Here is a 13,508-nt window from a genome sequence, read left to right as displayed (position 1 = left end):
GGAGTTGACGGCCCCCGTCACTCGGACCACCTGGCCGGCCGTCGGCCCGGCGCCGCGACCCGGGAGCGATTGTCGTCCCCGGAACGCCGGTCGGCACCGGAAAACCCGTTGGTCACGGCAGCCCCACCAGTGGTAAATATGTGACATGTTACAAGGCACTCGCATCACCCTCCGGGCCCGTCACGACGCCGACCTCCCGGTGCTCCTGGCCGAGCTGTACGACGACGTGGCGACCCGCTCGCGGGCCGACTCCCGCCCCTGGCGGCCCATCCCCCCGGGCTCGGCGGACTCCCCGTACGTGGTCGCCGGGCCGTCCGACGAGGCGGCGTGCTTCTCCGTGGTCGAGACGGCCTCCGGGGAGCTGGCCGGCGAGGCGCTGCTGTGGGGCATCGACGCCCACAACCGCAGCGCCCACGTGGGCCTCGCCCTGCTGCCGGGACACCGGGGCCGCGGGCTCGCACCGGACGTCCTGCGGGTGCTCTGCGACTACGCCTTCCCGGTGCTCGGCCTGCGCCGCCTGCAGCTGGAGACGCTGGCGGACAACGCCCCGATGCTCCGGGCCGCCACCGGCGTCGGCTTCACCGTCGAGGGGCGGCTGCGCCAAGCCGCCTGGGCGTACGGGGAGTTCGTGGACCAGATGGTGCTCGGACTGCTGGCCGAGGAGTGGCGGGGGTGAGCGAGGACCCGTCCGGGCTTCGGCCCTTCCCGCACGGCTGGACCAACCGCACCGCGGGCGACGGCACCGTCGTGGTGAAACGCTACGAAGGGCCGGACGCCGAGGAGCGGCGCCGGCGCGAGCACCGGCTGCTGACCCTGCTGCACGGGCTGTTGCCGGTTCCCCCGGTGCTCGGCACCGAGCCGGGCGCCATCACACTCGGCCACCTGCCCGGAGTGCCCGCGCAGGACCTGCTGGACGCCGGGCACGGCGCGCAGGTCCTGGCCGCCTGCGGGCGGGTGCTGCGACGGCTCCAGGCCGTCGACCCCGGCGTGGCCGGCGACGGTCCGGCGCCCCCGGGGTCGGTACTGGTGCACGGGGACTTCGGGCCCAACAACCTGCTGCTGGACCCGGCGACCTTCGCCGTCACCGGCCTGCTGGACTGGGAGTTCGCCCACCTCGGCGAGCCGGTGGAGGACCTGGCCTGGTGCGAGTGGATCGTCCGCATGCACCACCCGGCCCGGGCGGGCGCCCTGCACCACCTCTTCGACGCCTACGGGCAGCCGGTGCCGCCCTGGCCGCGGCGCCGGGCCGCCATGCTCGCCCGGTGCGCCCGGCTGGAGGAGTTCTGCCGCCGGGGTGCCCCGGACGGGCCGGGGGTACGGCAGTGGCAGGAGCGCGGGCGCCTGACGGCGGGCTGGCCGGAGCAGCCGGGGCCGCCCTCCTGACCCCGGCGGGGCGGCGCTCCGGGCCCGCGCGCCAAGGGTCGTGACGAACTGTGAACGGATCTGGCGCCCGCCTTCACCGTTCCGATACGGTCTGGACCAATCAGCGGCCGATCTTCCTCCGGCATCGGTCCGCCGCGCTCCGAAAGCCCCCCGGGAGTCGTCATCAGCGCCCAGCCCGTCCCCGTCCCGCTCACGCTTCCGGCACTCCTGGACCACCGGGCCGCGCTCCATCCGGAACGCACCGCGCTGCTCGTGCCCGGCGGTGGGAGCCTCACCTACGGCCGGTGGCGCGAGCGGGCGGTGCGGGCCGCGCACGGGCTGGCCCGGGCGGGCGTGCGCCCCGGGGACACGGTGGCGCTGCTGTTCACCAACCGGGAGTGGGACGCGTACGCCGTGGCGTTCCTGGCCGCCCACTACGCGGGCGCGGCCGGGCTGGTGATCCGCGAGGACCTGGCCCCGGCCGATGTGGAGCGGCTCGTCGAGGCGGCCGGGGCGCGCTGGGCGGTCGCCGGGAACGGCCCGCGCACCACGCTGCCCACCTTCGCGCTCGACGGCCTCGACGCTCCGCTCGACTCCCCGGACGGCGCTCCGCTCGACCCACCGCTCGACGGTCCGGACGGGATCGAGCCGCCGCACCGGGTCGCCCCCGGCGACCTGGCCCAGATCATCGGGACCTCCGGCACCACCGGCACCCCGAAGGGCGTCCGGGCCGCGCACGCGAGCCTGACCGCCGGCCTGGTCCTCACCCCCCGGCCCCGCCCGTACGCGCACTCACGGCACGCGGTGCACGCCTTCCCGATCGGCACCAACGCCGCCCAGGCGGTTCTGGTGAACGCGCTGACCGCGCAGCCCACGACGATCTGTCTGCCGCGCTTCGACGCGGAGGAATTCGGGCGGGTGGTCGAGGAGTTCGGCGCGGGCACGGTCTTCCTGGTGCCGTCGATGGCGGTGGAACTGCTGAACTCCGGGACGGCCGGCCGCCGGGACCTCGGCAGCGTCCTGCTGGTCGGTTCCACCGCCGCCGCGCTCCCGCCGGCCGTCGCCGCCGGGCTGAGCGCCGCGCTGCCGAAGGCGACGGTCGTCAACACCTACACCTCGGCCGAGGCCTCCCCCGCCCAGATCTCCGCGATCGTGGATCCCGGCCGCCCCGGCTCGGTGGGCCGCCCGACCGACCCGGCCGACCTGCGGATCCTGGACGAGGCCGGGGAGCCGGTGCCGCCCGGCGGGACAGGCGAGATCTGGCTGCGCCAGCCCGGGCCGCCGCGCGGATACGCCGGGGCGGCCTCCGACAGCGTCTTCCGCGACGGCTGGGTGCGCATGGGCGACCTCGGCAGGCTGGACGGGGACGGCTTCCTCCATCTGGTCGACCGGGAGAGCGACATCGTCAAGTCCGGTGCGCTGAAGGTCTCGACGCTGCGGATCGAGGCCGTGCTGCACGAGCACCCGCAGGTCGCCGACGCGGCCGCGCTCGGCCTGCCGCATCCGGTGATGGGCCAGGTGCCGGTTGCCGCGGTGGTCCCGCTGCCGGGCGGAATCGATGCCGACGGTCTGCGGCTGTTCCTGAGCGAGCGGCTCGCCAGGCCCGAACTGCCGGTACGCATCCTGGTGTTGGACTCCCTGCCGCGCAATCCGAGCGGCAAGGTGGTCAAGCACGAACTGCGGACCGCGTTCGAGGAGCCCGCCCCGGTGACGGGAAGGGCCCCGGAGACGGAGCGGGAGCTCGCCCTGGCCGGCCTGTGGCGGACGGTGCTGGGACGCCCGGTCCGGGCGGTGGAGGAGGAGTTCTTCGCCCTCGGCGGGGACTCGTTCCGCGCGGTCCAGCTGGCCGCCGCGATCTCCGCCGAGTTCGGCGTGGCGGCTCGCACGGCGCTGGTCTTCGAACGCCCCTCGCTCCGCGCCCAGGCGGCCTGGCTGGAGCGGGCCGAAGCCTCGGCGGCCGGGACGGCTGAGCGGTCCGGGGCCGAGGTGTCGGACTTCCTCCGCTCGCTGCGCGCCCAGCCGCACGACCTGCCGCTCACCTCCCAGCAGGAGAACTTCCTGCGCTGGATGGCCGAGGCCCCGGGCCGCAACGTCGGCTCGGTGGCGGTGATGTTCCGGGTGACGGAGGGCCTGCGGACGGACGTCCTGGCCGACGCCCTGCACGAGGCGATCCGCCGCCATCCCGCGCTGCGGACCAGGTTCGTCCCGGTGCCCGGCGCCGAACCGGGGGTGCTGCGGGCCGTCCTGGACGACGAACCGCACGCGGACGTGGTGCTGGTGGAGGCGCCCGGCGCGAGCGACGACGAGGTGTCGGCGCGGCTGGTCGCCGTGCGCGACCGGCTGACGGACGTCGCCGCGGGGCCGATGACCAGGCTGGCCGTGGTGAGCCGCGGGCCGGAGGACCACGTCGTCCTGCTGGCGGTCCACCACCTCGTCAGCGACGGCTGGTCGCTGGGAGTGCTCCTGCGCGAGCTGGGGGTGGCGTACTCGGCGCTGCGCCACGGGCGCCGGGTGCCGGCCGCCCGGCCCGGCCCGGAGTACCGCGAGCTGGCGGAGTGGTCGAACGCCCACTGGCCGGCGTCCCGGACGCACTTCGCGACGGCACTCGCGGACGCGCCCGCCGCGATCGACCCCTTCCCGGGGCGCCACCACACCGAGGTGGTGCTGAGCGCCGCCCACGCGTTCACGGTGCCCCCGGAGGCGGCGGAGGCACTGCGGGCCAGGGCGGCGGAGCTGGGGGCCACGCCGTTCCTCGCGGTGGCGGCGGTCTGGAGCGGCCTGCTGGCCGCCCGCAGCGGACAGCCGGACCTCGTCCTCATGACGCCGGTGCCCGGCCGGACCAGGCCGGAGGCGGAGCGGGCGGTCGGCTGCTTCGTGCAGTCGCTGCTGGTGCGGGTGGACGTGTCGGGCGCGCCGGGCTTCGCCGAACTGCTCGACCGGGTCCGGTCCGCCGCCACCGCCGCGCTCGACCACCAGCTCTACCCGTTCGCGGAGTTCAGCCCGCTGGTGCCGTTCGCGGCCTGGCTGAGGTACGAGAGCTGGAGTGCGCCGGCCCAGCTGCCGGGGGTGGCCTGCGCGGCCTGGGAGCTGCCCCGCAACGCCACCGTGCCGTACCCGCTGCCGGGCGGTGACCGGCACGTCCCGGAGCTGGCGGTCACCGAGCAGCCGGACGGCTCGCTGCGGTGCTGGCTGCGGTACAACGAGCACGCCTTCGAGGCGGCGACGGTGTCGGCGCTGGCCGACGACCTCGCCGCGGCGCTGGCCGGGGCGGCCGGTATCTGACACGAGGAAAGCGGGGGTGCGGCCATCACCGGCCGCACCCCCGGCCGCGCCCCCGGAACGCCGCCGGAGCGCCCTCGGAACGCCCCCCCGGGCCCGCTCAGCCGGAGAGGCGCCCGGCCGCCTCCTCCTCGGTGAGCGCGTCGATCTCCGCGATCAGCAGCGCCTCGATCCGGGCCGCGAGCGCGGCCGGTGTGCTGCTCTCGAACACGTCGCGGATGGGGATGTCGAGTCCGATCCCGGCCCGGATCCGCGCGGCGACCCGGGTGACCAGGAGGGAGTCCCCGCCGAGCGCGAGGAAGTCGTCGAACACCCCGACCCGCGGGACTCCGAGGACCTCCTGCCACAGGTCGGTGACCAGTTGCTCGGCGTCGGTGCGCGGCGCGACGTAGCCCGCCCCGGCGGCCGGCCCGGGGTCGGGCAGGGCCGCGAGGTCGGGTTTGCCGTTCGGGGTCAGCGGCAGCCGGGCCAGGGTGAGCACGGTGTCCGGGACCATGTAGGCGGGAAGCCGCAGGGCGAGGTGCTCGCGCAGCTCGGCCGGTCCGGGCTCGGCACCCGGGCACGGGACGGCGTACGCCAGCAGTCTCCGGCCGTCGCGGACCAGCACGGCGGCCTGCGCGACGGCCGGGTGCGCGGTCAGCGCGGACTCGATCTCCGCGGGCTCGATCCGGTAGCCGCGCAGCTTCAGCTGGGCGTCTCCGCGCCCCAGGAACTCCAGCCGGCCGTCCGCCCGCCACCGGGCGCGGTCCCCGGTGCGGTACATCACGCCGCCGAGGAACGGATCGGGCACGAAGGCGGTCGCGGTCAGGTCGGGCCGGCCCAGGTAGCCCCGGGCCAGGCCGCTGCCGCCGATGTACAGCTCGCCCTCGGCTCCCCGGGGCAGCAGCCCGCCGCGCTCGTCCAGCACGTGCAGCCCGACCCCGGGCAGCGGGCGGCCCAGCGAGGGCCGGCGCTCGGTGTCGGCGGCCGTCAGCTCGGCCGCGGTGACGATCACGGTGGCCTCGGTGGGGCCGTAGGTGTTCACGAGCCGGACGGCGTCCCCGTGCCGTCGGCGCCACCGGGCGACCGTGTCGGCGCGCGCCTCGGAGCCGCCGATGACCACCAGCCGCAGTGCCTCCGGCCAGCGGGTCTGCTCGCCGAGGCCGACGAGTTCCTCCCAGTAGGCGGTCGGCAGGTCGAGCACGGTGACGGACCGGCCGGACGGGCCGTCCAGCAGGTCGGGCAGGGTCCGGCCGCCGCCGGGCAGCAGTACGACGCACGCCCCGGCCGCCAGGGCCGGCCAGAGCTCCTCCACGTGGGTGTCGAAGCCGAGGGAGGCGAACTGGACGATCCGGTCGGCGGGGCCCAGCGCGTAGCCGTCCGGGCCCGTCATCCAGTCGACCCGGGCGGACACCGCCGGGTGGTCGACGGCGACGGCCTTCGGCGTGCCGGTGGACCCGGAGGTGTAGAGGACGTAGGCCAGGCCCCGCGGGTCGGGCGGGGCGAGGTCGGCGGTCCCGGCGCCGGGCAGGTCGGCGGTTCCGGCGCCGGGCAGGTCCGCGCCGGTGAGGGTGAGGACGGCGTCGGCCTCGCGGACCATCAGGGCGCGGCGGTCCTCGGGGTGGGCCGGGTCGAGCGGGAGGTAGGCGGCGCCGGCCTTCCAGACCGCGGTCAGGGCGACGACCAGGTCGAAGGAGGGCGCCATCGACACCGCGACCACCCGGCCGGCCACCGGGCCGAGCCGGTGCGCCAGTTCGGTGGACCGCCGGTCGAGTTCGGCGTAGGACAGCGTCCGGCCGTCGCAGTCCAGGGCGGGCGCGTCCGGCCGCGCGGCGACCTGGTCCGCGAACCGCTCCAGCACCGTTCGCACGGTGGCGGGAGCCGTCGGCCCCGCGCCCAGGGCGAGCAGCGCCGCCCGCTCCCGCGCTCCGACGAACCAGTCGCCGTGCAGGGGGAGTTCCGGGTCCTCGACGATCCGCGCGTACAGCTCGCGGCACCGGCCGCCGAGCGCCTCGACGGTCTCCCGGTCGAAGAGCTCGCGGTCGTAGCAGAAGGAGAGCGTGATGCCGCCGTCGGCGGTGCGCCAGCTGTCGAGCAGCAGGTCGGTCTTGGCCTGTTCGAAGCCGGAGTCCATGCTCGTGGTGCGGACGCCCGCGGGCAGCGCGGGTTCGCCGGAGCCGTCCGCGAGGTCGTTCTGGCTCTGGTGGACGAAGACGGCCTGGTAGAGCGGTCCGGCTCCGGTGTCCGCGGGCAGGCCGAGGTGGGCGGCGAGCCGCTCGGCCGGGGCGTCGGGACGGCTCAGGGCGGCGAGCACGGCGGACCTGGTCCGCTTCAGCACCCCGCGGAAGTCGGGGTCCCCGGTCAGGTCCGACCTGATCACCGCGGTGCGGTTGAAGTAGCCGAGCAGCGCTTCGTGCGCCGCCTCGGTGCGGCCCGCCAGCGGGGTGCCGACCACGAAGTCCCGGCAGCCGGTCCAGCGGGCGAGGACGCACTGGTAGCCGGTGAGCAGCACCATGAACGGGGTGCACCGCTCCTGGCGGGCCAGCCGGTCGAGGGCGGCGGTCAGCTCGGGGCCGAGGTCGACGGTGACGAAGCCGGCGGGTCTGGTGGGGTCCGACGGTCTCGGCCGGTCGAACGGGAGGCGCAGCGCTCCGGTGCCGGCGAGCCGGTCCGCCCAGAACCGGAACGCCTCCTCGCCCGCCTCCCCGCCGGTCCTGGCCTGTTCGGCGCGGGCGAAGTCGCCGTACTGCAAGCGGAGTTCGGGCAGCTCGGCCGGTGCCTCGCCGATCGCCTCGCGGTAGAGGGCCAGCAGTTCGCGCCACATCGTGCGGAAGGACCAGCCGTCGGCGACGATGTGGTGGACGACGACGCTGACCGCGTGCTCCCGCTCCCCCGCGCTGATCAGGGTCGCGCGCAGGGGCGGCGCGGCGGCGAGGTCGAACGGCGCGTTGACGTACGGGCGGCAGGCGTCGGTGAAGTCCGCCTCGGTGGCTCCCTCGGGCAGGCGGAGGGTGACCAGGTCGATCGCGGCGGGGGGCTGGACCAGTTGGACGGGCTCCGCGGCCCCGGGGTCGTCGTACCCGAAGCGGGTGCGGAGGATCTCGTGCCGTTCGGCCAGCCGGCCGAGGGCGGTGCGCAGGGCCCGCGGGTCGAGCGGCCCGGTCCAGCGCCGGTTGAGGTACATGTTGAAGCCGGCGTCGTCCGGGTGGAGCTGCTGGAGGAACCAGAGCCGGCGCTGTTCGGCGGTCAACGGGTGGGTGGCGGTGGTGGTCACCGGACGGTCACCTCGGTCTCGGAGCGGTGCGGGAGGGTGGGCGCGACGGCGTCGGCGTCGGCGTCACTGGACGGCCGGGCGGTGCCGGCGGCCCGGTCCTGGATGGCCTTCAGGCCGACCAGGTCGTCGGGCTCGGCGTCGGGGACGTCCCGGTCGAAGTGCCGCAGCACCGGGACGGCCAGGCAGACCAGGGCGAGGGCGGCCATGGCGAGGCCGAACAGCAGGTAGAGCAGTCCGATGCCGCGGCCCTCGCCGGTGCCGATGAGCCGGCCGACGGTGGAGGCGAGGGCGCCGCCGCGGTCCACCAGCGGCTGGAGGAGTCCGGGGCCGAAGGGGGCGACGACGGCGAACCCGACCGGCAGGGTCGACCAGGCGACCATGGTGTTGACCGCGATCACCCGGCCGTGGAAGCGCAGCGGCACCTTGGTCTGCACGATGGTCGCGTAGGCGCCGTTGAGCAGGGCGAGCGCGAAGGTCATGCCGAACGCGCCGAGGGCGACCGTCCAGATCGACGGGCGCAGCCCGGTGAGCAGGCAGGCCCCGGCGACCGCCAGGGTGGCGAGCAGCACCCCGCGCAGCTTCCGTCGGCGCGGTCCGCCCCAGGCCACCAGGGTGATCCCGCCGAGCACGGCGCCGAGGCCGGCCGCCGTGGACACCCAGCCGGCCGCGGAGAGCGGGGCGAAGGAGAGCACGAGCGGGGTGGTGAGCAGGAACAGCGGGGAGAGGAAGACGTTCAGGACCGCGAAGTACAGCAGCATCGCGCGGAAGTGGCTGCTGCCGAGGGCCCGTCGGAAGCCTTCGCGGATCTCGGCGGGAATGCTCTCCCGCCGGGTGGAGCCCATCACGTCCGGGAAGCGCACGGCCAGGGTGACGCCGATGGCGACCGCGTAGCCGGCCACGTCGAGGGCGAGGATGCCGCCGAGTCCGATGGCGGCGAGCAGGCCGACGGCGAACAGCGGGACGAGGAACTGGGCGAGGCCGAAGGCCATCTGGACCACGCCGTTGGCGCGGCCGAGGTAGCGCTTGGGGACGAGCTGCGGCACGGACGCGTTCCAGGCGAGCCGTTGGAAGGAGAGGGCGGCGGACAGCACGGCGACGAGCGCGTAGGCGTGCCAGACCTCCAGTCCGCCGGTGGCGTACAGCAGGAGCAGGACGACCTGGGTGAGGCCGGCGGCGAGGTCGCCGAGGAGCATGGTCCGGCGCCGGTCGCCCCGGTCGACGATCGCTCCGGCGATCGGGGCGGCGAGGATGCCGGGCACCAGGCCGCAGGCGGCCAGCAGCCCGAACTGGGCGAGGGAGCCGGTGCGCAGGTAGATCCAGACCGGGAGGGCGAACTCGGTGAGCGCCGATCCGATCATCGACACCTGCTGCCCGGAGGCGACGGTGAGGAAGCGGCGCATGGTCGGGCGGACCGGCGCCTGCGCGTCCTGCGTGACCGGCCGTTGGGCGTCCCGGGAGAGCCCGGCCAGCCACCAGGTGGCGCCGTCCGTCCGGCGGTGGCGGTCCTCCTGCCCCGCGGCGATCGACCGGTGGACGCCGGTGACGACGGCCGCGAGTTCGGCGGCCCGGTACTTGAGGTAGAAGTGGCCGGCCTCGTCGAGGACCACCACGGCGGTGGTGTCGGCGATCCGGTGCCACTCGCGGAAGCGCTCCTGGTAGAACTCGGTGGCCGGGTCGCGGTCGCCGCAGACCGCGATCACGGGGGCCTTGATCCGTCCGCCCTCGGTCCCGAACATCCGGGTGAAGTACCGTTCGACGTCCTTGGTGCCGGTGCGGCGGTTGCGGACGATCAGCCGCAGCTGCTCCGGGTCCAGGTCGTCGGTGTCCATCCCGGCGGCGGCCAGACCGTTGATCATGTCCTGGTCGCTGCGCATCCGGTCGAGGAGTTCGGCCCACCGCTCGCCGACGGCCGCGCCGCGTCCCCTGGGGCGGGCGAAGGGGAAGATGCCGCCGAGGTGGACGGCGTCGATCTCCCGGCCGGCGGCCTCGACCCGGCGGGCGATCTCGACGGCGAGGCGCACGCCGACCCCGCAGTGCCCGTACAGCACGATCCGGCCCTCGACGCCCTCGACGATCTCGCGCGCGCACCGGTCGGCGACCTCGTCGACGTCCATCGGTTCCTCGCCGAGTTCGTGGCCGGGGACGGCGATGGAGTGCAGCGCCCAGTCCTCGGGCAGGGCGTCGGCGAGCGGCTTGTAGATCAGCGCGCTGCCGCCGCCGTAGGGGGCGCAGACCACGCTCGCGGTGGTGCGGCGGCGTTCGGGGGTGAGCCGGTGCAGCAGCCCCCGCGGTCCGCGGTCGGCGCCCGGGTCGGCGACGAGCCCGGCGAGCTGCCGGACGGTCGGGAAGCGGAAGAGGTCCATCACGCCGACCGGGGTCGGCAGGTCGGGGAAGGTGCGGCGCAGCCGGGCGACGACCTGGGTGGCGAGCAGCGAGTGCCCGCCGATCTCGAAGAAGTCGTCCAGGGCGCCGACCTTCGCGACGTCGAGCACCTCGGCCCAGATCGCGGCGATCAGTGTCTCGGTGTCGCCCTCGGGTTCGACGTGTCCGGCGGCCGGGGCGGTGTCCTCGGGTTCGGGCAGCGCCTTGCGGTCGACCTTGCCGTGGGCCAGCAGCGGCAGGCGGTCCAGGACGACGTACCGGGCGGGGACCATGTAGTCCGGCAGGACCTCGCCGAGCGTCAACCGCAGTTCGGCCGCGGCGGGGACGGCCGCGTCGGCCGCGCGTTCGAGGTAGGCGACGAGGTTCTGCCGGATCCCCTCGCCCCGGACGGTGACGAAGGCCTGGGTGACGCCGGGCAGCGCGGTGAGCGCGGCCTCGATCTCGCCGGGCTCGACCCGGTAGCCGCGGACCTTGATCTGGTCGTCGGCGCGGCCCAGGTACTCCAGCACGCCTGCCCCGGCCTCCGGCCGCCAGCGGGCCAGGTCGCCGGTGCGGTACATCCGGCCGCCGGCGAACGGGTCCTCGACGAAACGTTCCGCCGTCAGCTCGGGGCGGCCCAGGTAGCCGCGGGCCAGCCGGTCCCCGCCGAGGTACAGCTCGCCGGTCACGCCGGGCGGCACCGGCCGCCCGGCGCCGTCCAGGACGTAGCAGCGCGCGCCGGCGAGCGGGGTGCCGATCGGGGTGTTGCCCGGGCCGTGCTCCCCCGGCAGGACCTCGTGGACGGTGACGCCGACCGTCGCCTCGGTGGGGCCGTAGTGGTTGAACACCGCGCAGCCGCCCCGGCCGGCCAGGTCGGCGGCCCAGGCCCAGGACGAGGCCTCCCCGCCGAGCACCAGGGCGCGGCGCGGCAGCAGGCGTTCGAGCGGGGCGTCGGCGGACAGCGCGGCCAGGTGGGAGGGCGTCATCTTGAGGTAGTCGAGCGCCGACGCCTCGATGTGTGCGGCGAGTTCGGCGCCGGCGATGCGCCGCGGCAGCAGGTGCACCCGGCCGCCGGTGGTGAGCGCCAGGTAGAGCATCGTGATGCTGAAGTCGAACGACAGGGACTGCAGCAGCCCGTAGCGGGCGCCGGGCTCGATCCGCAGCCGTTCCCGCACGCCGGCCAGGTAGTTGAGGATCTCGCGGTGCTGCACCGCGACGCCCTTGGGCTGCCCGGTGGAGCCGGAGGTGTAGATGACGTACGCGAGGTCGTCCGGTCCGGACGCCTCGGCGAGCGGCGCGTCGTCCGACACCCGGTCCGGCGTGGGGTCGGCGCGGTCCACCAGCAGCTCCGCGCCCCCGTACGCGGGGAACCGCTCCCGCAGCTCCGAGTCCGTCACCAGCACCCGCACGTCCGCGTCGGCCACCAGGTGGGAGAGCCGCGCGGGCGGCTGCTCCGGGTCCAGCGGCAGGTAGCAGCCGCCGGCCTTCAGCACGGCGATCAGGGCGACCGCCAGGTCCGGGGACTGTTCCAGGCACACCGCCACCCGGTCGTCCCGGCCGACGCCCAGCGCCCGCAGCCGCCGGGCCAGGACGGTCGCCCGTGCGTCGAGTTCGCGGTGGGTGACGGTGGCGTCCTCGAAGACCAGCGCGGGGCGGTCGCCCGCCTGCCGGGCCGCCGCCGCGAGCAGCGCGGTCAGCGTTCCGGGCCCGTCCTCGGGGAGCGCCGGGCCGGCCGCCCATCCTTCGACCAGGTCGCGGTGCTCGGTGCCGGTCGTCACCGGCAGGTCCTCGACGGCCCGGTCCGGATCGGCCGTCGCCGCCGCCATCAGGACCTCGAAGCGCTCGGTGAGCCGTCGCACGGTGTCGGCGTCGAAGAGGTCGGTCCGGTAGGTGATCAGCCCGAAGAGCCCGCCGTCCTTCTTCTCCCGCAGGTAGAAGGCGAGGTCGGAGTGGCTCGTGGTGGCGGCGTGCCCGAATCCCTCCGCGGTGGCGGCGGGTGCGGTGGGGGCGGCGCGGTCGCCGTAGTTCTGGAACGCGAAGGTGGCCTGGAACACCGCCGAGCGGCTGACGTCCCGCTCGATGTCCAGGTCGGCGACCATCTGCTCGAAGGGCACCTCCTGGTGGGTGTAGGCGTTCAGCGTGGTCTCCCGGACCCGGCCGACCAGCTGTCCGAAGGTGAGTCCCTCCTCCAGCCGGGCGCGGATCGGCAGCATGTTGACGAAGGCCCCGACCACCGCCTCCAGTTCCCGGTGGAGACGGCCGGCCACGGCCGAGCCGATCGCGAAGTCCCGCTGGCCGGTGTGCCGGCCGAGCAGCACCTGGAGCCCGGCCATCAGCACCATGTACGTCGACGCGCCGCGGGCGCGGGCGCACTCGGCGACGGCGCGGGCGAGTTCCGGGCTCCAGTGCAGTTCCACGGCGGCGCCGTCGAAGGTGAGCAGCGGCGGCCGGGGGCGGTCGACGGGCAGTTCCAGGGCGGGGACGTCGGCGAGTTCGGTGCGCCAGTAGTCGCGGGAGGCGGCCAGGGCGCCGCTGTCCAGCCGGTCCCGCTGCCAGCACGCGTAGTCCCCGAACTGGACGGGGACGGGCGGGAGTTCGTGCTCCGTGCCGTGGGCGTACCGGGTGTGGAGCAGGTCCAGTTCGCGGTTGAGGATGTCGATCGACCAGCCGTCGCCGACGATGTGGTGCATGACCAGGGCGAGGACGTGGTCCTCGGCGGAGAGCCGGACGAGCAGGGCGCGCAGCAGCGGCCCGGTGGCGAGGTCGAAGGGTCTGGCGACCAGCGCCCCGATCTCGTCGGCGGCTCTTCGGTCGGGGTCGGGATCGTCCGAGGCGTCCACGAACGCGGCGGCGAAGGGGCCCGGTTCGGCGATCAGGACCTCGGCCCTGCCGTCCTCCGTGACCGGGAAGGTCATCCGCAGGCCCTCGTGCCGTGCCACCAGGGCGGCCAGGGCGGTGTCCAGCGCCGAGCGGTCCAGCGGGCCGCGCAGCCGCCGGGCCGGGGCGAGCGTGTAGGCCGTCCCGCCGGGCGAGAACTGGTCCATGAACCAGAGCCGTTCCTGTCCGCTGGACAGGGGCGGGGCGCTGCCCTCGGGGCGGGGCTCGACCACCCGCACCGGGGCCGCGGCGCCGCGCAGGCGCTGGGCGAGGAGGGATCGTTTGGTGGCGGACCAGCCTGCGGGCAGGTCCTGGGTGTCGGTCATCGGCAGTCCGTTCGGGCGTGGAGCGGGGAGGACGCGCAGGGGCGGTCGGC

5 protein-coding genes are annotated in these 13,508 nt (G+C 75.5%); 3 read left to right on the top strand and 2 right to left on the bottom strand.

The genetic code is table 11. The features are described 5' to 3' along the window. Positions 1 to 145 precede the first annotated feature (145 nt). The 3 genes from ACGFSC_RS06160 (at position 146) to ACGFSC_RS06150 (ending at position 4,644) form a co-directional block, all read left to right on the top strand. Positions 146 to 676, top strand: coding sequence for a GNAT family protein (locus tag ACGFSC_RS06160; protein ID WP_359898397.1), 531 nt, complete (start codon positions 146 to 148; stop codon positions 674 to 676). Then, on the top strand, positions 673 to 1,383 hold the full coding sequence (locus tag ACGFSC_RS06155; protein WP_359898396.1) for a phosphotransferase: 711 nt from the start codon (positions 673 to 675) through the stop codon (positions 1,381 to 1,383). The genes ACGFSC_RS06160 and ACGFSC_RS06155 overlap by 4 nt, the downstream gene beginning before the upstream one ends. Before the next feature lie 99 nt (positions 1,384 to 1,482). Then, complete coding sequence (locus ACGFSC_RS06150) at positions 1,483 to 4,644, top strand: AMP-binding protein (protein WP_392862611.1); 3,162 nt, start codon at positions 1,483 to 1,485, stop codon at positions 4,642 to 4,644. Between the two features lie 97 nt (positions 4,645 to 4,741). Here ACGFSC_RS06150 and ACGFSC_RS06145 read toward each other — a convergent pair whose 3' ends face one another. Next, on the bottom strand, positions 4,742 to 7,894 hold the full coding sequence (locus tag ACGFSC_RS06145) for an amino acid adenylation domain-containing protein (RefSeq protein WP_359898395.1): 3,153 nt from the start codon (positions 7,892 to 7,894) through the stop codon (positions 4,742 to 4,744). Then, positions 7,891 to 13,458, bottom strand: a complete 5,568-nt coding sequence (locus tag ACGFSC_RS06140; protein ID WP_359898394.1) for an amino acid adenylation domain-containing protein — start codon at positions 13,456 to 13,458, stop codon at positions 7,891 to 7,893. Before ACGFSC_RS06140 ends, ACGFSC_RS06145 begins: the two co-directional genes overlap by 4 nt. Between the last annotated feature and the right edge of the window lie 50 nt (positions 13,459 to 13,508).

It is taken from the genome of Kitasatospora sp. NPDC048715, assembly GCF_043198905.1.
GTDB classification, from domain to species: Bacteria; Actinomycetota; Actinomycetes; order Streptomycetales; family Streptomycetaceae; genus Kitasatospora; species Kitasatospora lactacystinica.
Note: the sequence above shows the minus strand (reverse complement) of the source record. Positions and strands in the feature narration are given on the sequence as shown.

Bases quoted from the DNA above. Each gene is read 5' to 3' on its own strand.
- ACGFSC_RS06160 (WP_359898397.1), top strand. From the start codon at position 146: ATGTTACAAGGCACTCGCATCACCCTCCGGGCCCGTCACGACGCCGAC.
- ACGFSC_RS06140 (WP_359898394.1), bottom strand. From the start codon at position 13,458: ATGACCGACACCCAGGACCTGCCCGCAGGCTGGTCCGCCACCAAACGA.